The sequence below is a fragment of the Flavobacteriales bacterium genome, from assembly GCA_016704485.1.
Classification (GTDB): domain Bacteria; phylum Bacteroidota; class Bacteroidia; order Flavobacteriales_F; family PHOS-HE28; genus PHOS-HE28.
The window spans coordinates 2,097,832-2,121,230 of the sequence record JADJAA010000001.1 but is presented as its reverse complement, the minus strand read 5'-3'; the positions used below and the strand labels follow the sequence as shown (position 1 = coordinate 2,121,230).

The 23,399-nt window shown below is 49.8% G+C and carries 19 protein-coding genes and 1 pseudogene; 16 read left to right on the top strand and 4 right to left on the bottom strand.

Features of this window, described 5'->3' with window-relative positions; translation table 11 throughout:
- Positions 1–28: 28 nt before the first annotated feature.
- From IPF95_09045 to IPF95_09030, 4 genes are read right to left on the bottom strand one after another with little or no spacing between them, the layout of a single operon-like run.
- Positions 29–595: a Crp/Fnr family transcriptional regulator gene (locus IPF95_09045; GenBank protein ID MBK6474846.1), complete on the bottom strand. Its 567-nt coding sequence runs from the start codon at positions 593–595 to the stop codon at positions 29–31.
- Positions 583–1,332 (bottom strand): patatin-like phospholipase family protein, encoded by a 750-nt coding sequence (locus IPF95_09040; protein MBK6474845.1) that lies wholly within the window; start codon positions 1,330–1,332, stop codon positions 583–585. The genes IPF95_09045 and IPF95_09040 overlap by 13 nt, the downstream gene beginning before the upstream one ends.
- Positions 1,333–1,349: 17 nt before the next feature.
- On the bottom strand, positions 1,350–3,908 hold the full coding sequence (locus IPF95_09035) for a S8 family peptidase (protein MBK6474844.1): 2,559 nt from the start codon (positions 3,906–3,908) through the stop codon (positions 1,350–1,352).
- Between the two features lie 18 nt (positions 3,909–3,926).
- Positions 3,927–4,397 carry a type I restriction enzyme HsdR N-terminal domain-containing protein gene (locus tag IPF95_09030; GenBank protein MBK6474843.1) on the bottom strand — a complete coding sequence of 157 codons (471 nt, stop codon included), beginning with the start codon at positions 4,395–4,397 and terminating at the stop codon, positions 3,927–3,929.
- A gap of 12 nt (positions 4,398–4,409) precedes the next feature.
- Between IPF95_09030 and IPF95_09025 the strand changes: the two are divergent.
- The 16 genes and pseudogenes from IPF95_09025 to IPF95_08950 all read left to right on the top strand — a co-directional run bounded on the left by IPF95_09025 (position 4,410) and on the right by IPF95_08950 (position 23,372).
- Positions 4,410–5,182, top strand: a pseudogene (locus IPF95_09025) (AMP nucleosidase).
- Between the two features lie 8 nt (positions 5,183–5,190).
- On the top strand, positions 5,191–5,433 hold the full coding sequence (locus IPF95_09020; GenBank protein MBK6474842.1) for a hypothetical protein: 243 nt from the start codon (positions 5,191–5,193) through the stop codon (positions 5,431–5,433).
- The gene (locus tag IPF95_09015) at positions 5,423–6,037 is read left to right on the top strand and encodes a hypothetical protein (GenBank protein ID MBK6474841.1); all 615 of its coding nucleotides are present in this window, start codon (positions 5,423–5,425) and stop codon (positions 6,035–6,037) included. The genes IPF95_09020 and IPF95_09015 overlap by 11 nt, the downstream gene beginning before the upstream one ends.
- Positions 6,034–6,216, top strand: a complete 183-nt coding sequence (locus tag IPF95_09010; GenBank protein ID MBK6474840.1) for a hypothetical protein — start codon at positions 6,034–6,036, stop codon at positions 6,214–6,216. Before IPF95_09015 ends, IPF95_09010 begins: the two co-directional genes overlap by 4 nt.
- Before the next feature lie 125 nt (positions 6,217–6,341).
- Positions 6,342–8,666 carry a TonB-dependent receptor gene (locus IPF95_09005; protein MBK6474839.1) on the top strand — a complete coding sequence of 775 codons (2,325 nt, stop codon included), beginning with the start codon at positions 6,342–6,344 and terminating at the stop codon, positions 8,664–8,666.
- 163 nt (positions 8,667–8,829) lie between these two features.
- Entirely contained in the window at positions 8,830–10,479 is a 1,650-nt protein-coding gene (locus IPF95_09000) for a CTP synthase (protein ID MBK6474838.1), read from the top strand.
- 153 nt (positions 10,480–10,632) lie between these two features.
- Complete coding sequence (yidC, locus tag IPF95_08995; protein MBK6474837.1) at positions 10,633–12,507, top strand: membrane protein insertase YidC; 1,875 nt, start codon at positions 10,633–10,635, stop codon at positions 12,505–12,507.
- A gap of 94 nt (positions 12,508–12,601) precedes the next feature.
- Positions 12,602–13,204: a hypothetical protein gene (locus tag IPF95_08990; GenBank protein MBK6474836.1), complete on the top strand. Its 603-nt coding sequence runs from the start codon at positions 12,602–12,604 to the stop codon at positions 13,202–13,204.
- A gap of 127 nt (positions 13,205–13,331) precedes the next feature.
- On the top strand, positions 13,332–15,593 hold the full coding sequence (locus IPF95_08985) for a S46 family peptidase (protein MBK6474835.1): 2,262 nt from the start codon (positions 13,332–13,334) through the stop codon (positions 15,591–15,593).
- Between the two features lie 151 nt (positions 15,594–15,744).
- Positions 15,745–17,031, top strand: coding sequence for a DUF2157 domain-containing protein (locus IPF95_08980; GenBank protein ID MBK6474834.1), 1,287 nt, complete (start codon positions 15,745–15,747; stop codon positions 17,029–17,031).
- Positions 17,024–17,587 (top strand): GDYXXLXY domain-containing protein, encoded by a 564-nt coding sequence (locus IPF95_08975; GenBank protein ID MBK6474833.1) that lies wholly within the window; start codon positions 17,024–17,026, stop codon positions 17,585–17,587. The genes IPF95_08980 and IPF95_08975 overlap by 8 nt, the downstream gene beginning before the upstream one ends.
- 254 nt (positions 17,588–17,841) lie before the next feature.
- Positions 17,842–18,354, top strand: a complete 513-nt coding sequence (locus IPF95_08970) for a mechanosensitive ion channel (protein MBK6474832.1) — start codon at positions 17,842–17,844, stop codon at positions 18,352–18,354.
- 51 nt (positions 18,355–18,405) lie between these two features.
- Positions 18,406–19,236 (top strand): alpha/beta hydrolase, encoded by an 831-nt coding sequence (locus IPF95_08965; protein MBK6474831.1) that lies wholly within the window; start codon positions 18,406–18,408, stop codon positions 19,234–19,236.
- 145 nt (positions 19,237–19,381) lie between these two features.
- A complete protein-coding gene (locus IPF95_08960; protein MBK6474830.1) occupies positions 19,382–20,551 on the top strand; it encodes a hypothetical protein in 1,170 nt (389 codons plus the stop codon).
- A 207-nt stretch (positions 20,552–20,758) separates the two neighbouring features.
- The gene (gene htpG, locus IPF95_08955) at positions 20,759–22,636 is read left to right on the top strand and encodes a molecular chaperone HtpG (protein ID MBK6474829.1); all 1,878 of its coding nucleotides are present in this window, start codon (positions 20,759–20,761) and stop codon (positions 22,634–22,636) included.
- A 301-nt stretch (positions 22,637–22,937) separates the two neighbouring features.
- On the top strand, positions 22,938–23,372 hold the full coding sequence (locus IPF95_08950) for a hypothetical protein (GenBank protein ID MBK6474828.1): 435 nt from the start codon (positions 22,938–22,940) through the stop codon (positions 23,370–23,372).
- The last annotated feature ends 27 nt before the right edge of the window (positions 23,373–23,399 follow it).

Below are 23,399 nucleotides of genomic sequence, written 5' to 3'. Positions count from 1 at the left end.
TCATACACTTGATCCAGATCAAGAAACGCTACTGCACCTTCGCACGTATCCTACTGAACGTTTCCGGTGTCATGCCGAGGTAGGAAGCAATATCCTTTTGCGATACCAGCTGCAATAAATGCGCACTACGATCCATCACTTTCCGGAAACGATCCTCAGCGCTCAGGGACAAGATCTCGATCTCGCGTTGAGCGCGCCCTACGAGCAATTCCTCCAAGATCAATCTACCCCAGCGTTCCATGATCGGAAGTTCCTCGAACAAGTACATGAGATCCTTGTGATCAATGCCACAGAGAACGCTGTTGGAGAGTGCTAGTACAGACAAGCTACCAGGCTTCTGTGTAACGAACGATGTATAATCGCCACACCAGGAACCATCGTAGGAAAACCCCAGGATATGGTCATTCAGATCATGCTCGAAAAAGATCTTTTGCACACCTGACCGAACGATGTAGAACCGCTGTTCCACTGAACCGGGCTTGGAGATCACGTCATTCTTGGCAAATGCATGGTCTTTCCAAAATGGCAGGATCATCTTCCTGTCACTCGCTGTCAACGGCACATACCTGGAAATGGTATTGATCACAAGATCCATGATCTCGGTAGATCCAAGTGCTTTGCGTATTCGTAACCGATCTTTTCGACAGCTCGCAACTTTCGAAGATCGAACATACCATAAGCGATCAGGCCAGGAGGTTCGATCAATAGCCCACAACCCTGGGCGGACCGTATCACCATTTCCCGAAAGTTAATATTCCATACACGGTCCATGGTACTCAATGTTCCTCGTTTAAGCGGATCGAACGGAGGGAGTGGATTCACATATACAGCGATGACATCATTCTTTCTTTCAGCAAATGGCTCTACGGGCAGGTTATTGCTGAGGCCACCGTCCACGCAGAACGAACCGTTCACTTTTACGGGAGGAAAGACCACAGGGATCGCGCTTGAGGCCATCAATGCAGTTACCAGAGGACCTTTGTCCAGAATAACCTGACCGCCGCGTTCAAGATCCGTTACCGTAATGAATAGTGGGATCCCGAGATCCTCGATATTCTTTGCCTTCAGGTGTTTTCTCAGGAACGCTTCTAAACGCGTGGATCCTGCTTTCGGAATACGCAGCAAGCTTGTTCTACGCAACTCGTCGCGCAATAAGGGTATGAGTTCATCGGGCGCATATCCATCCGCGATCATCGCACCGACTATCGCTCCGGCACTAGTTGCTGAGATCGCTTCCGGTTTGATACCACGCTCTTGTAATGCATTCAGCACACCTGCATGTGCAGCACCTCGCACTCCCCCACCGCTTAAAACAAAGGGAGCGAATTTCATGGTTCAATACGACCTGATCACGGATGTTTCACGAACCTGTGCGACCATCGTTGATCACCCTGTAGAACGTTCACCGAGTAAGTACCACCTGCCAATTCCGCAACCGCAATGGCTACGTTCGGACCAGAACTGATACTTTGTTCATGAACGATCTTACCCTGCGCGTCAATGATCGATATCGCGATGGGACCTGAATGTTTATCATCGACCCGCACATAGAGCACATCCAATACCGGCGAAGGCCATACATTCATATCACCAGCGTTATGTTCCACCACACTGGTCCAATTAACATAGACCGGTGAACTCACATTCGAACAGCCATTCGCAGCGGTGACCTTAACCCTATAGTCACCATTCTCCGTTACATCATAGGTCTGGTCCGTGGCACCTTGGATCGGCACACCATTCAAATACCATTGATAGCTCGGCCCAACAGAACTGGTCAAGGACGCACCGTTCTGTGTAATTGTAGGCTCGTCCGGAGCCGGAAGGAGAGTGAAAGTGAGCGTATCGCTATCCGCGGTACACCCGGACGGACTGATCAGCTCAACGAATAACGGTCCTGCGCCACCATATAGCAATGGATCTCCAGATCCACCATTATTCCATGCGTAGGTATCAAAATCCCCAGGAACCTCCACTTCTACGGTCGCGCCATCACAGAACTCCGTTGGGGCGATCAGATCCACATGATTGACCAAAGCCGCAAAGGCATCAAGTTTCCCGTATCCCCATGAATTGTTCGGAGCTGTTCCAACGAAAGCATCTACACGTGTATTGTTCCGAATGGCCTGGGCGACTTCAACATGGGTTGCTGTTGGACATTTCTGAAGGTACAAAGCCGCCGCACCGGTAACAACAGGAGAAGCCATGGATGTTCCACCATTCCGGAAGTGCATACCACCAGGTGCTACCTTATAGGGTTGTGAGGCGATCAACGCAGCCAATCCATCCAACGGTCCTGCACTCATGGTGATATCCCCTGTTGCCGCCACATCGGGTTTTACGCGATCATCACGTGTCGGTCCCTTGCTGCTATTCGTGGAAATTGCGCCTTCAGTGCCTGGTACCGTAGCCACTGCTCCATTATAATCGATGTAAGAGACCTCATTGTAATAGTTCGCAACGGTAAGCACGTTGTCCGAACAAGCCCATGAATCCACGATATGCTTATTCTGGTCAGGCATCACATAATTGGCGATCGGTGGGTATTGCGCTGCTGTTGGGATGTTCAGGACCATATCACAGAATCCGAATTGCGCGCTGCTCCAGATGTCGAATTTTCCGGACCCGGTGGTCATGAACCGGTAATTGAGTGCTGCGGAATCCACGTTCATCTGCACTTGGAGCTGGTATTGCGCACCACGCTGGTTGACCAGCATGTTCAGAATTCCAAGCCGATTACCGGAAGCGCTCCAAAGTGTATCCGTCGTAACGGTACCCAAGTTATCGGCCAGCCCGCGGAATGGTGTATTGCCACGGAAACCGAACGTAGGAGTAACGCGGTCCGCTCCGATAGCATAGTTCACATTCGCTAGATCTGCCGCATCCGCCCATACTTCGAACCCGACCACACCTTGATTTGGCTTGAACCACGTAAAGCTTGTATCGGCAGTTACATTATGCTCCAAATGATAAGCCGCGATCGCACCACTATTACCGGCAGCGCAGACCATTACCCTTCCTCCTTGCGCATTCAGCATATCATCAATGAACAGTGCTGAAGCGTCTTTTCCGTCATGGGAACCCATGTAGGAACCAAGGCTGGCGTTAACGACCGCCGGGCGACCCAACGCTTCGGCAATATCGAAAATGTACTTCACCCCATCTGCCACGTGACTTTTGAAGTTACCCGTGAAATCAGCAGAAACAACGATAATATCCGCAAGTGGCGCAATTCCTTTATTCATTCCATTTGCCAATCCATTACCTGCAGCTGTGCCTGTAACAGTGGAACCGTGACCATTCGCCCATGGTTGATCGATAGCTATCATGGACCCAGCATCGATGGCAGCAGCATCCCACTCCTGACCATAGTTAAAGGGTTGCGGCGTGTTGGTAGCGACGGCCAGGGTTTGATCCCAGTAGTGAATAACACGTGTATTGCCATCCGCATCCTGAAAATCCGGATGACGGTAGTCCATACCTGAGTCGATGATGCCAATGATGATATTCTCTCCGTTATATCCCTGCACCAGTGGATCCAGACCCATTTGGACCTCATTGATGTGGTTCTTTACACGCATACTATCATTAAGAACGCGACCGGGTTCCATAGAGAATTCAAACCGCTTGATCGCATTGCTCAAGGCCAGCTCGCGAACAGATTGAACCGGAACGCGCGCAGAGACCAGGGACGGCCGGGCCATTTTTATAGTTCCACCTATGGCCTTAACAGCATCACAAATACCTGCCACATCTCCATGTATGTATAGATCAACTTGTTCGTCAACGCTGTGAGACAAACTCAGGAACGCATCCAACTGGAAGTCGATCTTGGTTTTTTGCTGTGCGGTAGCAGAGTATGCAATGGTGCACGCTAGAAAAGCGAATAGTGTATGTCTTAAGAGCATCGCACAAATGTACGATGGTCATTTATCGTTCAGTGTCCGGAAATTCGGCAAATGATCCAAAAAACGAACTTTCCCTTGTTCGTGGTCCACAACACAACAGTAGCTCTTAAGGCCGTTCGTAATGAACAAATAGCGGACCTTGAAAACCAGATTGTAACGTGCTGCCTGTTCAAATGTGGCTTGAGAGATCGCAACGGTAGGTGCCTTGCACTCTACCACTGCTATTGGGATCCCATAATCGCCATGTATCACGATATCCGCACGTTTGGCCATTGAATTCAGCACAAGTGAATGTTCCACGGAGATCAACGCAGCTGGGCAACCCAGGTCCTTAACAAGGTGATTAAGAAAATGCTGGCGCACCCATTCTTCAGGTGTTAGTATCAACCATTTACGACGAAATGGATCAAAGACCATCGGACCTGCGCTCCCTTGCTTAGTTTTGACACCATGGTCCGGTAGACCGAGCGAGAGTTCATTGGACTTCATAATTCTACAAAAGTGCGAACCAAAGAGGATATTGTTAAGAACTGGCTTCCCCGGTACACCGGATTGGCCCTAGAGGACTTCAAGCCACACATTCTATTGACCAACTTCGATGGTTACTTGGATACGTTCTGCAAATTAACAGGCGCAACCATCCCTGTCGAGAACAAAGCAATGAAAGTTGCCGTTGCGGAGGACATGGTCATGATCAACTTCGGGATGGGCAGTCCGAACGCTGCAACGCTTATGGACCTATTGAGCGCGGTCGAACCGAAGGCCGCATTGTTCTTAGGAAAGTGCGGTGGCCTGAAAAAAAGAATGCACTCGGTGACCTGATCCTTCCGATCGCGGCGATACGTGGCGAAGGAACCAGTAACGACTACTTACCACCTGAAGTGCCAGCGCTTCCGAGCTTTATGATCCACCGTGCAGTGAGTGGCGTGATCCGCGATATGGAACTCGACTATTGGAGCGGGACCGTATACACCACGAACCGTCGCGTTTGGGAACATGACGATGCGTTCAAGGAACATCTGCGTTCATTGCGTTGCATGGCGATCGATATGGAGACGGCAACCCTCTTTACCACAGGGTTCGCAAATGAGATCCCGACCGGGGCATTGCTTTTGGTAAGTGACCAACCTATGGTCCAAGAAGGTATAAAGACCAGCGTGAGCGATGCCAAAGTGACGAGCACATTCGTGGAAACGCATATACGCATAGGCATTGAATCATTGCGGGAGATCATTAACGAAGGGCGATCCGTAAAACATCTGCGTTTCGAGTAGGACCACTGATGGCCGCGGGTGTAACACAGGAGTATAAAAAGTTAATGTTGGAGATCCGGTCCGGCAAATTCCGGCCCGTGTACTTGCTCCATGGTGAAGAAAGTTTCTTCATCGATCACCTTTCGGATGAGATCGAGCGAACGTGTTTGGAAGAGCATGAGCGTGATTTCAACCAGACCATCGTTTATGCTGCGGATGCAGATCCGGACATGATCAAGGACACGTGCCTTACGTTTCCCGATGATGGCTGAGCGCCAATTAGTTATTGTTCGCGAACTGCAAGCATGGCGTATTACGGAACTAGAAAAGCTTGAGGCCTATTTAGCAAAACCTACCATATCCACCGTGCTTGTACTTTGTTACAAGCATAAAAAAATAGATGGTCGTAAGAGCATTTTAAAGACCATTCAAAAAGGAGGTGGACTTGTATTTTTGAGTGATAAGGTCAAAGACGAGAATGTACCGGACGTGTTGATCAAGTTTGCGAAAAACCAAAACCGGAAACTGGGGCCAATGGAGGCGCAACTGCTTGCCACCCATTTGGGCACTGACCTTGCCAAGGGCAGTAAAGAGGTAGAAAAATTATGTTTGGTCACGGGCGATGATAACACGATCACCAGCGACCTCATTCACAGGTTCGTTGGAATAAACAAGGACTACAACGTTTTCGAGCTTCAGAACGCCATTGGTTCGCGGAATACTATGAAGGCGATGAAGATCGCCCATTTTTTTGCGACCGATCAAAAGAACAATCCGTTACCCGTTACCATTGCTATTCTGAACGGATACTTTGCGAAAGTTGCCGCTGTACATGGCCTCGCAGGTAAAAGCCCCAGGAAATGGCATCAGCGATGAAAGTCCCGCCGTTCTATGTCAACGATTACATCGCCCACGCTCGGAATTATTCGCTCGGCAAGTTGGTGAACATTCAACGGGACCTGCGTGACTGTGATCTTCGCAGCAAAGGAGTTGGAGGCGACGGTAGTGATCCCGGAGAACTTCTAAGAGAATTTATCGCGAAGGTCATGGCCTGATCGTAATGCTCGTTGCACCCACAATAATGAACCATGGAAGGTAGCTATGAACTGATGAACGGTAACGATCCAATGCGGTATGTTCATCTACCTTAGCCGCCCCTGTTTCGGAAAACAAGTATCGTATGACAACACGCACACTCAACTACGTATTCTCATTCTTGCTCATTCTCATTGGTTCCAGCGTAGCAGCCCAGAACGGCACGGTACGTGGATTCATCTACGAAGAAGGAACCGGCGAGCCTATGATCTTTACGCCGATCTTCCTGGAAGGCGCACAAATGGGAGGTCAAACGGATGTGAACGGCTACTATTCGATCAACAAGATCCCCGCAGGCAACTACACGTTGATGGTGGCATATTTGGGATATGACACGTTGCGCAAAAAGATCGAGATCGTTCCGGACAGGATCATCAACGAGAAATTATTCGTTACAAAAGCATCTACCTTGATCCGTGAGTTCGAAGTAAGCGCCGATAAACAGGAAGCTCAGAACACTGTTCGTATGGGCGTAACAAAGCTCACGCCCAAACAGATAACGCTGTTGCCTTCGGTTGGTGGTGATGCGGATCTTGCCCAGTACTTACAAGTTGTACCAGGAGTTATTTTCACTGGCGATCAAGGTGGGCAGCTCTATGTCCGCGGTGGTTCACCGATCATGAACAAGATGATGCTGGATGGAATGGTCCTGTACAATCCGTTCCATAGCATTGGTCTGTTCAGTGTATTCGATAACGATATCATCCGGAATGCGGATATATACACCGCCGGATTCAATGCAGAACATGGTGGTCGCATCAGTTCCATCATGGACATCACGACACGCGATGGTAACAAGACCCGCATGAGCGGCAAGGTATCGGCAAGCACATTCGCAGCAAAGGCATTATTGGAAGGACCGCTGAAGAAGCAGACATCCCCAGGCGAAGGATCCAGCAGTTATTTGCTCAACTTCCGGCACAGTTATTTGGATCAAACGAGTAAGCAATTGTATTCCTTCGTTGATACCGCGGGGCTTCCGTTCAAGTTCACGGATATTTATGGAAAGGTCTCCTTCAATGGTTCAACCGGAAGCAAATTCAATCTGTTCGGTTTCAATTTCACGGATGGCGTGAAATACAAGAACGTAAGCGACCTGAACTGGAAGAATTGGGGTGCAGGGACCAACTTCGTACTTGTACCATCCGGATCAGCGGTATTGATCGATGGTGTATTCAGTGTGAGCAACTACAAGATCGAAATGGTCGAAGGGTCGCTTGATCCGCGCACGAGTGAGATCGCCAGCTTCAATGGCGGATTGAATTTCAAACTATTCAACGGGGAGGACGAGGCGAAATACGGGATCGAAGTACTTGGCTTCCGCACTAATTTCCAATTCTTCAATAGTGTAGGTCGCAAATTCGTGCAGGAGCAGAACACTTCGGAGATCGCGGGTTATTTCAATTACCGGAAGAACTTCAACAAGCTCATTCTTGATCCTGGGATTCGCTTGCATTATTATGCATCGCTATCCGTGGCCAATATAGAGCCGCGCATGGGTCTTAAGTGGAACATTACGGATGATCTGCGTTTCAAGGCAGCGGCCGGTCGTTATAGCCAGAACCTTGTTGCCGCGAACAGCGATCGCGACGTCGTAAACCTGTTCTATGGCTTCCTTTCCTCTCCGGATGATCTTCCTGCTACCATCACCACTGAGAATGGAAAGGAGCGTAAGATCAAGGATCCACTTCAGCGCGCTAACCATTATGTGGCCGGTTTCGAATATGACCTTACCAACGAACTCACTGCGAATTTTGAGGTCTACTTAAAGGACTTCCGCCAAGTGACCAACCTGAACCGGAATAAACTATTCAACGATACACCTGAGTTCGCTGACGAACCCGATGAGCTGAAGAACGATTACATCGTTGAAACTGGCAAAGCGTATGGAGCTGATCTTCAGATGAAGTATGAAAAAGGTCAGACATTCATCTGGTTCGTTTATAGCTACACCTATGTGGATCGTTTCGACGGTATCCAGACCTATAATCCGGTATGGGACAGAAGGCATAACCTTAATGCTGTAGTGAGCCAAAGCTTCGGCAAGTTCGATTCCTGGAAAGTGAATATCCGGTGGAACTATGGCTCAGGATTCCCCTACACACAGACCCAAGGATTTTACGGCGGTGTACCATTTGATGGCGACATCAACACGAATGTAAATACCTCCAACGCAAGCCTTCAGACCATTTTCGGCCCCATCAACAACGGTCGCTTGCCTGATTACCATCGCTTGGATATCGGGATCACAAAGGATTGGCGGTTCGATGAGAACAAATCACTTCAGTTGGACCTGAGTTTGACCAATACATATGATCGAGAGAACATCTTCTACTTCGATCGCGTACGGTATCAGCGCGTGAACCAATTGCCATTCCTTCCTAGCGCGGGTATCAGCTTCAAGTTCTGATACTTGTCCTCCTCCCGTTCAATTTCCACGTGTTGAATTCGGAAGTTGATCGAAAAGGATCAGAACGAGCATAAGCGAGAATTCGCGTTATGGTTCATCCCCTTTCTTTATATTTACACCCCGTGATCACTTCTCTACCGTTCGGTGGATCGATCGCTATGTGATGACGGGATCCACCAAGTATATTTTCGTTACCGGAGGCGTCACCTCCTCATTGGGCAAAGGCATAATCAGTGCCAGCTTGGCCAAGCTGTTACAGGCACGTGGCTTCACCGTGACCATTCAGAAATTGGACCCCTACATCAATGTGGATCCAGGAACAATGAATCCATACGAGCATGGTGAATGCTTCGTAACGGAAGATGGCGCCGAAACGGATCTTGACCTGGGCCACTATGAGAGATTTCTGGATGTACATACCAGCAAAGCAAACAACGTGACCACAGGGCGCATTTACCAGAATGTCATCAACAAAGAACGCCGTGGGGAATATTTAGGCAAGACCGTGCAAGTGATCCCGCATATCACGGACGAGATCAAATCACATATTCAAGTACTCGGACGCAGAGGCATCTATGATTTTGTGATCACGGAGGTCGGTGGCACTGTCGGGGACATTGAAAGTTTGCCCTATGTTGAAGCCATCCGACAGCTAAAGTGGCAGAAAGGCAAGGATTGCCTGACCATCCACTTGACCTTGCTCCCATACTTGAGTACAACGGGTGAACTAAAGACCAAGCCGACACAGCATAGCGTAAAGGAACTTCTAAGCCTCGGAGTTCAACCGGATATTCTGGTATGCCGCACGGAGCACCCTATGCAAAAGGGGATGAAGGAAAAGATCGCGTTGTTCTGCAACGTGGACCCGACCGCTGTCATTGAAAGTCGGGATGCGGATACCATCTACGACGTTCCGTTGATGATGCAACAAGAAGGATTGGATCAAGTGGTACTGAGCAAGTTGGGAATAGACGCCTATCCGGATGCCGACCTTACCCATTGGAATGATTTTCTGCGCCGGTTCAAGAACCCAACAGCTGAAGTGAACATCGGCCTGGTTGGGAAATACGTTGAACTACGTGATGCGTATAAAAGCATCAAGGAAGCGTTGGACCATGCGGGCGCGGCGAACGAGAGCAAGGTCAACATCCAATGGATCCATAGCGATAAGCTTACGGCTAAGAACGTAAGCAAACGTTTGGGCTCTCTCAGCGGTATACTGGTAGCACCTGGTTTTGGTCATCGCGGCATAGAAGGCAAGATCGAGGCGATCAAATTCGCTCGGGAGAACAAGATCCCTTTCTTGGGCATTTGCTTAGGGATGCAATGTGCCGTGATCGAATTCGGTCGCAACGTCATGGGCCTTTCGGAAGCGAACAGCACGGAGATGGATGGCGACACCAAGCAACCGGTCATCGCCATGATGGAGGATCAAAAGGGTGTGGAGGATAAGGGTGGTACCATGCGATTGGGAGCTTACCCCTGCAAGATCACTGAAGGCAGTTTGGCACGGACCATCTATAAAAAGAAGGACATTACCGAACGTCATCGCCATCGTTACGAGTTCAACAATACGTACCTGAATGCTTACAAGAAAGCGGGTATGGAGGCCACGGGAATCAATCCTGAAGGCAAACTTGTGGAGATCGTTGAGATCAAGGATCATCCGTGGTTCGTAGGCGTGCAGTTCCATCCTGAATACCGGAGTACTGTTGCCAAACCGCACCCGCTCTTCATCAATTTCGTGAAAGCCGCCATGGACCAAGGTTCAACCCCGATCGAAACAGCAGAAGTGACCGAAGCGACCGGTTAGTTCCCACACCTGAAGAAGATGTGATAAAGCCACGTCCAGCAAGGCTTTTTCTGATCAGTTCCCTCATCTGTCACCTTTCCCGATCAACCTTCCTTCCATCCGGCTATCTTTGCCGCCTTTCCGCCCAACCCTCACTGATCAGCGGAGCATTGCATGGACCGTAATTCGATAGTCGGCTTTATTCTCATCGCATCCATTTTGGGTCTGTACACTTGGTACACGATGCCCAATGCCGAACAACGTGCGCAGATTGCCATAGAGCAGCGCATGCAGGACAGTTTGGCTGCGACCAAAGTGGAACAGGAAACCACCACGAAAGAGCGTGTGGACCAGGCCAAGACGGAACAAGCCATCGATAGCGCCGTAGCGCTGGTTGCAGGCGCCGACTCGTTGAACAAGGACAGCTTGCGCAGCATAGCCTTGAACCAGCGCTTTGGAATATTCAGCACTGCTGCACTAGGTGAAGGCAAGGTTATCGAACTGGAGAATCCAAAACTGAAGGTGAGTATCAATACGCATGGCGCTCGTCCGGCATTGATCCTGTTGAAGAACCACAAGACCTTCGAAAAGACCCCGGTGATATTGGCCGATCCGGATAGCGGCAACTACGAGTACGACTTCTTCATTGGTAACCTGAAGCTTAGTACACGGGATCTCTATTTCACTGCGGAACGATCCGGCAAGACCGGCGTTAAGCTGACGGCTCCCACAACGGATCCGAGCAAATACGTGCGTATCACGTATCAGCTGGATACTTCCGGCTTCTTCCTTGACACCAAGATGGAACTGGTGGGTATGGAGAATGAAGTTGACCCCAAGAACGTAGCGTTCCGCTGGAGTTTGAATGGACTCAGCAATGAGAAATACCGCGACGGGGAACTTCAGAAATCAAGCGTTTACTATAAATACTTCAGCGAGAACAGGGATCTCCTGAGTGAATCATCGGAAGATGAAAAGAAGCTGGAGGGCAAGACCAATTGGGTCGCCTTCAAGCAGGACTTCTTCACGGTTGCCATGGTAAGCGAAGAGGGATTTGCCAACGGATCGAAGATCGCCATAACCCCGCTGGAGGACACGCTACACACCAAACATTACGAAGCCGAACTTTTCTTCGAAAAGGAACGTGGAGCGGCGGTCAGTTTTCCGATGCGCTTCTACCTCGGCCCGAACCATTATGGCACGTTGCGCCGTACCGAAGTACCACAATTCGATCGCATCATCGACCTGGGTTGGGGCATATTCGGCTGGATGAACAAATGGCTTGTCATCCCGATCTTCAACTGGCTATCAGGTTGGGGTTGGGGCTACGGCGTGATCATCCTCGTATTGACGGTGGTCATCAAACTGATGCTGATGCCGCTTACGTGGAAGAACTTCGTATCCAGTGCCAAAATGCGTGTTCTGAAGCCAGAGATGGAAGCCATCACAGCGAAGTTCAAGGATGGCGATGCGTTGAAAAAGCAACAAGCCTCCATGGAATTGTACCGCAAAGCAGGGGTCAATCCAGCAAGCGGATGCTTACCTATGCTTGTGCAAATGCCGGTATTGTTCGCCATGTTCCGGTTCTTCCCCAGCAGTATAGAATTGCGCCAACAGGGCTTCTTATGGGCGGATGACCTCAGCACGTACGACTCTATTGCCAGCCTTCCCTTCTCCATTCCGGGCTATGGCGAACACGTAAGTCTGTTCACCATACTTATGGCAGTAAGTACTGTTTTCTACACGTGGATCAACAGCCAGAACATGCCAACGCAGCAGGGCATGCCGGGTATGAAGACCATGATGTACATCTTCCCGTTCATGATGCTTTTCTTCATGAACAGCTTACCTGCTGGATTGAGCTATTACTACCTATTGGCCAACATGATCAGTATTCTGCAGATGACCTTGCTGAAGAAACTTTTCGTGGACGAGGACAAGATCCGCGAACAGTTGTTAGTGAATATGAAGACCCCGAAAAAGAAAAGCAAGTGGCAGCAGCGATTGGAGGATATTCAGAAGCAGCAAAAAGCCGTTAAACGACGTTAAGTAGCGAACAGGACGAACCAACTTCTTTACGGCCGCCCTCTCCTGGATCGGGTTCATCTGAATTCGGCACGCAACGTGCATAAGAGATCGTAACATGAAAACGCTGACCTATATCGCGGCCATTGCATTGCTCTCCTTTTCAACAGCATGCAAGGACAAAGAGAAAGTGATCGAAACTGCGGTTGGGGTGGACACTGCGAAAGTTGATCCCACGCCGGTCTTACCTGTGGCCGAGGAATTGGTGGAAGGTATGGAATCCAATATGGACCATCCTATCCCTGACTCCCATAAGATGGGCGGAGGCGAAAAAGAGGACTCCTTGGTATTCAGCATTGGCCGCACACCGTGTTTCGGTACGTGCAAAGCCTATTGGATCAACGTTTACCGCAGCGGGTACGCCACGTTCAGCGGCAATAGCAATGTGGAAAAGATCGGACAGCATGAAGGATGGGTAGGACAGGACACCATCATAATGCTCATCAACGAAGCGTACCGGATCGGTTTCTTCGAAATGGAGGACGTGTATGATGGGCCGGTAACGGACCTGCCAAGCATGGCGATCCAGGTAGTCGCCAATGACAAGGACAAAAAAGTAACCGGCCGCGTAGGGACTCCTGCGAAGTTGAAGAACTTCGGGAAGCTGGCTGATGAATTGTTGTTCCCAATACCCTGGAAGCCGGTCGCTCCGAAAAACTAGAGGATCCATTGATAGGTCACTTTGGCCGGAACATGGACCTGAGATCATCAACAAAATTGTACCTTTGCAGCCCGTTTTCCACGAATCAACGTGTTGAATACCGGCCATTGAACCAATGAACACCATGATGAAACGTTTTCTGACCCTCTGTGTCGCCTTTACAGTGGTACTTGCTGCACGCGCTGATGAGGGCATGTGGCTATTGAACAAACTGAAGCAGATCAATGAAGCCGACATGCAAAAGCTCGGCTTCAAGCTTACTGCGGATGACATTTACAACATCAATAAGAGCAGCATCAAGGACGGTGTTATTCGTTTGGGCGGTGGTTTCTGTAGCGGCGAAATGGTAAGTGCCGAGGGCTTGTTCCTCACCAACCACCATTGTGGTTACGATGCAGTTCAAGGCTTGAGCACTGTAGAGCATGATTACCTAACGGATGGCTTCTGGGCGATGACCCGAAAGGATGAGCAGCCCGCCGGTTTCGCAGTGAGCTTCCTGCAACGGATCGATGATGTTACCGCTGAAGTATTGGCTGTGCTGAAAGATGGTATGACCGAAGAAGAACGTGCCGCAGCTATTGATGAGATCTCTGCAACACTTACCGGCAAGATCGGTTCCGAGAATGGCATGAGCGCGGACTTCAAACAAATGTTCGAAGGTAACGAGTTCTACATCTTCACCTACAAGTCATATCAGGATGTGCGTTTAGTGGGCACACCTCCCAGCTCCATCGGAAAATTCGGAGGTGATACCGACAATTGGATGTGGCCTCGCCACACGGGTGACTTCAGCATGTTCCGCGTTTATACGGGCGCTGATGGAGAGCCAGCAGACTATTCCGAAGCGAACATTCCTTACGTACCGAAATTCCATTTCCCAATAAGCATGGAAGGTGTTAAGGAAGGTGATTTTGCAATGATCATGGGCTACCCTGGATCCACCGATCGTTTCCTCAGCAGCCAAGGAGTTCAATTGGCATTGGATGTGGAACAGCCGAGTCGTGTAAAAGTGCGCCGTGCTAAATTGGATGTCTATGACGAGTTCATGGATCAGGACAATGCCGTGCGTTTGAAGTATGCCAGCAAGCATGCACAAGTGAGCAACTACTGGAAATATTTCATTGGGCAGCAACGTGGTCTGAAGCGTTTACACGTTTATGACAAGAAGAAAAAGCAAGAAGATGAGCTGATGGCATGGGTGAATGCGGACGCCGGTCGCAAAGCGAAGTATGGTGAGATCATTAACCTATTGGACAAAGGCTACACGGAGCGTGCAAAGACCGAGAAAGCGTTGGTCTACATGCAGGAAGGAGCATTCGGAAGCGAAATGATCATTCTCGGTTTCCGCTTGTTCGGATTGAAAGCGGCCTTAGCGGAAAAGGAGCCTGATGCCGCCAAGATCGCAGCGGGAGTTGCCCGCGTACAAGCAGCGGCAGATGAATTCTGGAAGGACTACGTTCCTGCCATAGATGAAAAAGTAACGGCCACCATGTTCCGCATGATCCATGATGACGTGGAGCGTGGCTTGCAGCCGGACATCATGATGACCGTTGAGAAGAAATACAAGAGCAACTTCGATGCTTGGGCAGCGGATATGTTCAAGAAAAGCATGTTGACCGACCGTGCGCGATTGGATGCCTTCCTAGCGAAACCAAATTTGAAGACCTTGGAAAAAGACCCTGGATTCCAAGCATCCGAAAGTTGCTTGAACCATTACCGTAATGTGATCGGACCAGCAGCGGATGCCGGACAAGCGGACCTTGATAAGGGCTACCGGTTGATGGTTGCTGCCATGCGTGAAAAGGATCCCACTAAGATGTGGTATCCGAACGCGAACAGCACCATGCGTTTAACGTACGGCACAGTTGGTAGCTACTTCCCTATGGATGGTGCCAAGTACGCCTACGAGACGACGTACAAGGGTATTCTGGAGAAAGAGGATCCCACCAATGATGAATTCCGCATCAGTGCGCGTGAGAAGGAAATGTACCTGAAGAAGGACTTCGGTCGTTACGCGGATAAGAACGGAGATCTGAACATCTGTTTCATCAGCAACAACGACATTACCGGTGGTAACAGCGGCAGTGTCGTGATCAATGGCAATGGCGAAATGATCGGTATCGCATTCGATGGTAACTGGGAATCCATGAGCGGCGATATCTCGTTCGAGCCGGAATTGCAACGCACGATTAGTGTGGACATTCGCTACGTGCTGTGGACCATTGATAAATACGCTGGTGCCGGTCACTTGGTGAATGAAATGACATTGGTCGAACGCAAACCTGAAGTGGTTCCGGAACCTACATCAGGAATTGAGATCAAGGAGTCAAAGGTGAAGAGTAACGCCACTGCTCCCAAGGCGAAGACCACAACTTCGGCCAAGCCCTGAGATCGCTTAAAGAGAATTGAATTGTTGAGAAAAAGGGGGTCCTCGGATCCCCTTTTTTCGTTTCCCAGCAACGCTCCAGAGCACATGGAACACGAGCGCCATGTCTTGACCAAGCAACAACTGAGTATCAAGCAAACTACATTGCACACAAATGCCTGTTCCCCGCCTTCTAGATGCACTCCCGGAGTTGGTCCGTGAAGGCTTGATCACTGCTGATCAAGCTGACCGTATCCATATGCGCTATGCCGCTCCGCAGGAGCAGTCCGGAAACCGGATGCTTTTACTCTTTAGTATCCTCGGTGGTTTGCTCATTGGCCTTGGACTGATACTTGTTGTTGCGCACAATTGGGAAGATCTCAGCCGGACAACGCGCACTGTATTTGCATTTTTGCCTATGGCCATCGGTCAAGGGCTGGTGCTCTTCACCCTATTGAAGAAACGCGCGGTGGCAGGTTGGAAAGAAGGCACCGCGATCTTCTTGATGCTCGCTGTTGGAGCTTGTATCGCGTTGATCAGTCAGATCTACCACACAGGGGGTGAGCTTCATGAATTCCTCTTGGTGTGGAGCTTGCTCACCGTTGCGTTACTGTATGTGCCTGGCTCGTTGGTCAGCGGCTTGCTGTACATCGGTATGATCACGTGGTACGCTGGTGTCTACCGCACAGGATCGTGGCACACGGTACAACATCCTTGGCTCTACTTACCGATGCTGGCTGTGGTAATTCCTGCATACGTGCGCGAGCTCCGTAGGAACGGCAGCAGTACAGGATTCTTTTGGTTCAATGCGATCGCTGCCATTTCCATAGCGATCGGTAGCCAGCTGTTCTGGTTCGATGGTCATTTGGAGGTAGCTCTTGGCATCATGGGCCTTGCGGTTGCGTTTTGCCTAGTGCCATTAACCTATCGCAGCAGAACGGTACGTACCGGAGCGTGGCCTTTTCTCGGTGGTATCGCCGTTCTGGGTGTGCTGTTCTTCCTGAGCTACCATGACATTTGGACCGAGATCAAGCGCGAGCCCGGTGATCACCTAGGTCCCGATATCTGGCCGTTGATCACCATGCTTGCCATTGGTATTGTAACATACGTACTTGCACTACGTTGGCGCAAGCCTATGCAGGCCACGTGGTTCCCGGAAAGCTTGGTCATCGTGCTCGTTGCCTACGGACTTGCTTACGTATCCATCCCGGTCGCGACGGTCATCATCAATGCGTGGTTGTTAGCGCTCGGCCTGCACACCGTGATCACCGGCCTGCATTTGGATTCGTTACCGCGCATGAACTTGGGCCTCGCGATCATCAGCGTAACGATCGCTTTGCGGTTCTTCGATCTCGACATCAACGATGCATTGAAAGGAGTCGTGTTCATCGCTTTAGGTATTGGCTTCCTGTTCATGAACATGCGTTTGCTCAAGCAACGAAAAATGGCAACCCATGCGTAGCGCACTGATCCTCTTTGCGGCCATGATCATAGCACAATGGTTCGTGCCGTGGAGTAGCATCCACAGGAACGAACGCATTTTACGTGAAGGCATTCCGTTCAACTTCAGGACGGCACCCATCGACCCGCACGACCCGTTCCGAGGCGAATATGTGATACTGCGTTACGATATGGAAGACGACCAGCTCTTCGCAGAACCAGAAGCCAATTGGCAACAGGAGCAACGTGCCTATGTCGTGTTGAAGACCGTTGATGGATATGCAGCAATTGATCGTGTGGAAACTGAAGAACCTAGTGCTGATAAATCCTACATCCGTTGCCACATCAATGCATGGAACATGACCGAGGATAGTACCATGATCAGCATAGATCTGCCCTTTGACCGGTATTATTTGGAAGAAGGCCGCGGCCACCGCACCGAACAGCTTATGACCGAAAGCATGGATACGGAAAGCCGACAAATGGATGCATACGTGACCGTGCGTATTCTGGAAGGTAAGGGCGTGATCGAGGAATTGGTGATCGGTGGGAAGACCATACGGGAGTGGGAGAAGTGAGCTGGTCCGATCCGTTTTGAGAATAGTGCGTAATAGAGCATTGCACTGAGCTGATCGATGCTCAATGTTGGCGAGCATCGATCCTCCGCTTTCATGAACAGCAACTTCTCAAATTTCAACTTGAGCAAGATCAAATTATTGCCGTATCCAATTCTTTATCGCAGCGAAATTGTATAACGAACACCGTAGTTTTGAGGCAGGCGGAAGTGATCAGCAAGATCGCATCCGTTCATAAAATTCACGCAAAAAACAGAATGGAAGAGTACAAGATCGAGATCATAGAATCCATAGCGCTTATCGTTTCTTTCCTAGTGCTCCGGTTCATTCTTACCAGGACGATAGATAAAGTAGCGGCGAATTTCTCCTACCAAAGGTCACGTGTGAAGATCATTAAAAAGATCATCAACCTATTCTTGTTTTTCGTTGCGGGTGGAATTCTAACGTTCATTTGGGGAGTTGACCGAACTGAATTGGTCTATTTGGTCTCCACGCTATTGACCATACTGGGCATCGCTTTTTTCGCACAGTGGTCCATCATTTCGAACATCACTTCAACGCTGATCATCTTTTTCAGCCACCCGGCCACGATCGGTGACACCATCACCGTAATGGATAAGGATTTTTCGATCGAGGGCAGGATCAGCGACATCGGCGCATTCTTCGTAATTCTCAAAACAGCCGATGGGGAAAAAGTCTCAATTCCAAGCAATGTGTTCATTCAAAAGATCATCAAGCGGAAAGGTCCGGACCGTCCAAGTCTTAAGTAAAACCGGGTTCCTGTTCGATCAAGACCAATTCAATTCCAGAATAACAAAGCGATGAAGAAAGATACCATGACCAAAGCCTTCCTGATCTGCTCCCTAGCACTAGCAACCCTGAACAGTGCAGCAACCGCGCAGAGCATCGACTCCATTCCCGATCACAACACCTTCACCATCTCGTCCACGTACGTAAACGAGCCGCGCGTGATCAATGTGTGGGTGCCACCGAGCTACATAACGGGCAGCGACTCCCTGCCCGTACTGTACATGCCCGATGGCGGGGTCAACGAGGACTTCCCGCACATTGCCAACACGCTCGCCGAATTGATCTCCAGCAAGCGCATTCCACCTATCATACTGGTTGGCATTGATAACACGGAACGCAGAAGAGACCTCACCGGCCCGACGAATAACGCGGAGGACAAAGAAATTGCCCCGGTAGTTGGTGGCTCAGCGGACTTCAGGGATTTCATTGAAAAGGAACTGGTTGCGGAGATCGATGGCATCTACCGCACAACGGACAAGCGCGGCATCATCGGTGAATCATTGGCTGGATTGTTCGTGGTTGAAACGCTTCTACTACGCCCCGAACTATTCGACTTCTACATAGCTATGGATCCTTCGCTTTGGTGGAACGATATGGACATGGTGAAAACTGCTCCGGAATACCTTGCCAAATTTCCCGCAAAACCCATCCGGTTCTGGTTCGCGGGCTCGAGTGTGCAGGAAGAAACTCCGTTCATTTCAAACCTCAGCGGGGCCCTTGAACTCACTGCGCCTAAAACATTGGTCTGGCAGTATTCGGATGAACCCAATGAAACGCACGCTACTATTTTCAGAGCAACTAAAGAGAAGGCGCTGGTTTGGGTGTTGGGTGGTGAGAAGTGATGGAATATTAGCGCGTATCGTACCATTCGTTGAGTTTAATCCTACATTTGAGTTAAGCATATGTTCCCATTAAAGGATAGCAAATCCGTAGCGGCATCCATTTACACGACGGCATGTCTTGTACCGATAACCAGATCCCCATCAAATGATACGCAACTACATTCTTCTGGTCTCCATGATGACAGCGGTCTATTGCAGTGCACAATGTCCTGTTGCGGATAATATCCTGAGTATAAAGCACGCAGATGGAACATATACCACTTATCCGGTGTATCCATATCCTTTTCTAGAATGGAACGCCACGGATTATGGTACGATCTATTTACATCCTGGGGATTCGATCGCCATTGACATGCGCAACTGGAGTTGTGGGGCCAATTGGATATTTTTAGTCCATAATGATATATGGATACAAGATAGTTTGGTTTCTACGACTACTCCCCTAGGCCAAATAATTACCGTTGCTGATGTTGGAGATTACCGCGCGGACAACTGCCACGGCTTCTATTGTAATTCTACCACCTTCACCATTGCCGAAGCAACCAATACCATCGTTGCCCTGCCGGTACATGTTAGTGCAATTCTGGGCGGCGCTATAGATCCGAGTGCGCCATTTCTGCGCATGCGAACTGACCTTAACACCAATGGCCTTCTACCGACCACCGAACCCTATACGGCGTTGGGCTACAACTTCGTTGGCGGTGGAGGTGAAACCGTTAACCTAACTAATAATAGTGCTATTGTAGATTGGGTAGTGGTGGAACTCAGAGATAGGAATGATCCATCACAGATCATCGCCTCGAAGGCTGCATTACTAAATAGTTATGGAGGTATCATAGAACCGGCAACCTTCATGTCGCCGATCTATTTCAACGTGGTGCCAGATAGGTACTTAATAGTAGTTAGGCACCGAAATCATTTAGGCCTCGCAAAGGTCGACCCGGCGTGTTTGTGTAGTGCACCAACAGTTCCATATTTAAATAGCCTTACAACTGGGGCGGTTTACGGCGAGGCGGGCACGTATACATCCCCTAGTTCTAGTATTTCGTATCAAACCTTATGGCCAGGGAACGTGGTCTGGGATAGCCCTGTGCAAAAGGTAAAATACACCGGTACGAACAACGACCGCGATGCGATCCTCACCGCTGTAGGTGGCGCAACCCCTACCGCTACCGTTACTGGTTACCGAATGGAAGATGTGAACCTGGACGGTGTTGTGCGCTACACCGGCGTGGACAACGACAGAGACATTATCCTGCAAACCATTGGAGGTGTTGTACCTACCGCTACGCGGGCGGAGCAGATGCCCGAATGATATTTTGAAGTTCTGAAATAAGACCCGGTGCCATTGGTGGTACCGGGTCTTATTTTGTTTGATGAATGAGTCGGATTGAATTGGAATGGCTGGCACAATGAAACGAACGTTGTCTCTTGGAATGAGTTCGATAAGCTCCCTGCCAACCTGTCACCCCCACCGCGTTGGCATAACCTTTGAACTTCGGGCAGCCTCAATACAAGAACTATGGCAACCAGCACCGAAGAGAAGACAGCGAGTAAGAGCGGTACGATCAGCGTACATACCGAGAACATCTTTCCTATCATTAAGAAATTCCTGTATTCCGATCATGAGATCTTTATTCGGGAATTGGTAAGCAATGCTGTGGATGCCACACAGAAGCTCAAGACCCTCTCTGCACGCGGGGAGTTCAAAGGCGAGTTGAGCGATACCACGATCGCAGTGCGCATAGACAAAGAGAAAAAGACGTTGACCATCAGCGACCACGGTGTGGGGCTCACTGGTGAGGAGGTGGAGAAGTACATCAACCAGATCGCCTTTAGTGGTGCGGAGGAGTTCTTGGAGAAATACAAGAGCGAAAAGGACGCGACCAAGATCATTGGGCATTTTGGACTGGGGTTCTATAGCGCTTTCATGGTGGCCAATAAGGTCGAGATCTTCAGCAAAAGTTGGCAAGATGCCGAGGCCATCCATTGGTCCTGCGAGGGCAGTACGGAGTTCACCCTAACTACGGGAGAACGCACCGAGCGCGGCACGGACATCGTGCTACACATTACCGAAGAAAGCTTGGAATTCTTGGAGGAGGCACGCATCGGAGGCATCCTTAAAAAGTATTGCAGCTTCTTGCCCATTCCCATCGCCTTTGGCGAAGAAGAGGTCGGCGAGGAAGACAAGAAGGTGAAGCAACCGCGCATCATCAACAACACCGATCCTGCGTGGACCAAGCAACCGTTATCGCTTAAACCGGAAGACTACACGAGCCTCTACCACGAGCTGTATCCGATGAGCGAGGATCCGTTGTTCCACATCCACCTGAACGTCGACTACCCTTTCAAGCTCACGGGCATTCTTTATTTCCCCAAGTTGAAACGCGATTTCGATCCGCAGCGCAACAAGGTGCAACTCTACAGCGAACAGGTGTTCGTTACCGACAACGTCAACGATATCCTACCGGAATTCCTCACGCTGTTGAACGGTGTCATCGACTCTCCGGACATTCCGCTGAACGTTTCGCGGAGTTACCTACAGAGCGATGCGGCAGTGAAGAAGATCAGCGGCCACATTACCAAGAAAGTGGCAGATAAGCTGAACGAGATGTTCAAGAGCGACCGCCCCGATCTGGAAAGCAAGTGGGACGACATCAAGGTATTTATTGAATACGGCATGCTCACCGACGAGAAATTCTTCGATGCGGCGCAGCAGTTCAACCTCTTCAAGAACACGGATGGCACCAGCTACACGTTGGAGGAACTGAAGATCAAACTAGCACCCACGCAGACCGATAAGGAAGAGAACGTGATCGTGCTTTACGCGAACGATGTAGAAGGTCAGCATCCGTTCATTGAAGCCGCCAAGTCCAGAGGCTACGAGGTGATGTTGTTGGACAGTCAGCTGGTCGCCCACGTTATCCAGCGGCTGGAGATGAAGAACGATAAGCTTCGTTTCGCACGCGTGGATTCTGATACGCTGGACAAACTGATCGCGAAAGACACCAAAGCAGAAAGCACATTGACCGAAGAAGAACTTGGTCAGTTGAAGCCAGCGTTCGAGTCGGTGATCGGAGACAATAAGTTCAGCCTACAATTCGAGCCCATGGGTGCAGAAGGGGATGCGGTGGTGATCACCCGTCCGGAATTCATGCGCCGCCTACGCGAGCAACAACAGACCGGCGGTCAGAACATGTTCGGCAACATGCCCGAGATGATGAACCTTGTGGTGAACACAGACCATCCGTTAACGCGCACGATCCTCGATTCCAAGACCGATAAACGTCGGGAGAAGCTGAGCAAACAGGCTGTTGATCTTGCGCTGTTGGGTCAAGGAATGTTGAAGGGTGAGGCGTTGACAGCGTTTTTGCGGAGGAGTGTGGAGTTGATCAAGTGAGGTTTAGAGGGAAACGCAAAGACGCCACGACGCAACGTAAAGAAAGCGTGACGCACAGCCTTTTTCTTTGTCCATGCAGCGTGGCGTAATCATTGCGTCGTCGCGTCGTTGCGGTTAACCTCTTTGCACATGCAGCATTGTCTGCCCTACGGCAATTGCTGTTAAACTTCTTTGCCCATGCAGCGTGGCGTAATCGTTGCGTCGTGGCGTCTTTGCGGTTAACCCTTTTTTGCCCATGCATATGGATCGAAGTCCATAGTTTTGGAGGTGCATACACCAGATCAAATAGAACTTTATAGAGATGATCCTCAAACCGAACACAGGAATAGGCGACTTGAAATTTGGAATGTCCAAAAGCGATATTCAGAAGTTGATCGGCAAACCCGACCGCGATTACGTGGATGATGAAGATCCGACGCAGAACCTGTGTGAGTACAATGCGCACAAAATGCGTTTGACATTCTACACGGATCATGACACTAAACTGGGTTATATGCGCTGCAGAGATCCCAAACTGATGTACGGGAACACCGTGATCATTGGTCAGAACATTGATAAAGTGCTTGAGCAATTCGTTGAAACGGGTAGTGACTTTGAGGACGAGGAACACGGTTTCTTCCGGGCGTATTTTGACGAGACCACTTGGCTAACGATCGTTGAGGAATACGACGAAGTATCAGAGATCGAGCTCGGTGTACCGTATAAGAATGACGACGAGTATTTGTGGCCGGCGTGACGGGCTGTAAGGAGATGATCCCTACTT

What these genes read in the sequence shown, in the direction of transcription:
- IPF95_09040 (MBK6474845.1), bottom strand. Translation starts at nt 1,332, where the DNA reads ATGAAATTCGCTCCCTTTGTTTTAAGCGGTGGGGGAGTGCGAGGTGCT.
- IPF95_08975 (MBK6474833.1), top strand. Translation starts at nt 17,024, where the DNA reads ATGCGTAGCGCACTGATCCTCTTTGCGGCCATGATCATAGCACAATGG.
- htpG (MBK6474829.1), top strand. Translation starts at nt 20,759, where the DNA reads ATGGCAACCAGCACCGAAGAGAAGACAGCGAGTAAGAGCGGTACGATC.
- IPF95_09035 (MBK6474844.1), bottom strand. Translation starts at nt 3,908, where the DNA reads ATGCTCTTAAGACATACACTATTCGCTTTTCTAGCGTGCACCATTGCA.
- IPF95_08960 (MBK6474830.1), top strand. Translation starts at nt 19,382, where the DNA reads ATGATACGCAACTACATTCTTCTGGTCTCCATGATGACAGCGGTCTAT.
- IPF95_09005 (MBK6474839.1), top strand. Translation starts at nt 6,342, where the DNA reads ATGACAACACGCACACTCAACTACGTATTCTCATTCTTGCTCATTCTC.
- IPF95_08970 (MBK6474832.1), top strand. Translation starts at nt 17,842, where the DNA reads ATGGAAGAGTACAAGATCGAGATCATAGAATCCATAGCGCTTATCGTT.
- IPF95_09000 (MBK6474838.1), top strand. Translation starts at nt 8,830, where the DNA reads ATGACGGGATCCACCAAGTATATTTTCGTTACCGGAGGCGTCACCTCC.
- IPF95_08980 (MBK6474834.1), top strand. Translation starts at nt 15,745, where the DNA reads ATGCCTGTTCCCCGCCTTCTAGATGCACTCCCGGAGTTGGTCCGTGAA.
- IPF95_08985 (MBK6474835.1), top strand. Translation starts at nt 13,332, where the DNA reads ATGAAACGTTTTCTGACCCTCTGTGTCGCCTTTACAGTGGTACTTGCT.
- IPF95_09015 (MBK6474841.1), top strand. Translation starts at nt 5,423, where the DNA reads ATGATGGCTGAGCGCCAATTAGTTATTGTTCGCGAACTGCAAGCATGG.
- IPF95_09045 (MBK6474846.1), bottom strand. Translation starts at nt 595, where the DNA reads ATGGATCTTGTGATCAATACCATTTCCAGGTATGTGCCGTTGACAGCG.
- IPF95_09010 (MBK6474840.1), top strand. Translation starts at nt 6,034, where the DNA reads ATGAAAGTCCCGCCGTTCTATGTCAACGATTACATCGCCCACGCTCGG.
- IPF95_09030 (MBK6474843.1), bottom strand. Translation starts at nt 4,397, where the DNA reads ATGAAGTCCAATGAACTCTCGCTCGGTCTACCGGACCATGGTGTCAAA.
- IPF95_08965 (MBK6474831.1), top strand. Translation starts at nt 18,406, where the DNA reads ATGAAGAAAGATACCATGACCAAAGCCTTCCTGATCTGCTCCCTAGCA.
- yidC (MBK6474837.1), top strand. Translation starts at nt 10,633, where the DNA reads ATGGACCGTAATTCGATAGTCGGCTTTATTCTCATCGCATCCATTTTG.
- IPF95_09020 (MBK6474842.1), top strand. Translation starts at nt 5,191, where the DNA reads ATGGCCGCGGGTGTAACACAGGAGTATAAAAAGTTAATGTTGGAGATC.
- IPF95_08990 (MBK6474836.1), top strand. Translation starts at nt 12,602, where the DNA reads ATGAAAACGCTGACCTATATCGCGGCCATTGCATTGCTCTCCTTTTCA.
- IPF95_08950 (MBK6474828.1), top strand. Translation starts at nt 22,938, where the DNA reads ATGATCCTCAAACCGAACACAGGAATAGGCGACTTGAAATTTGGAATG.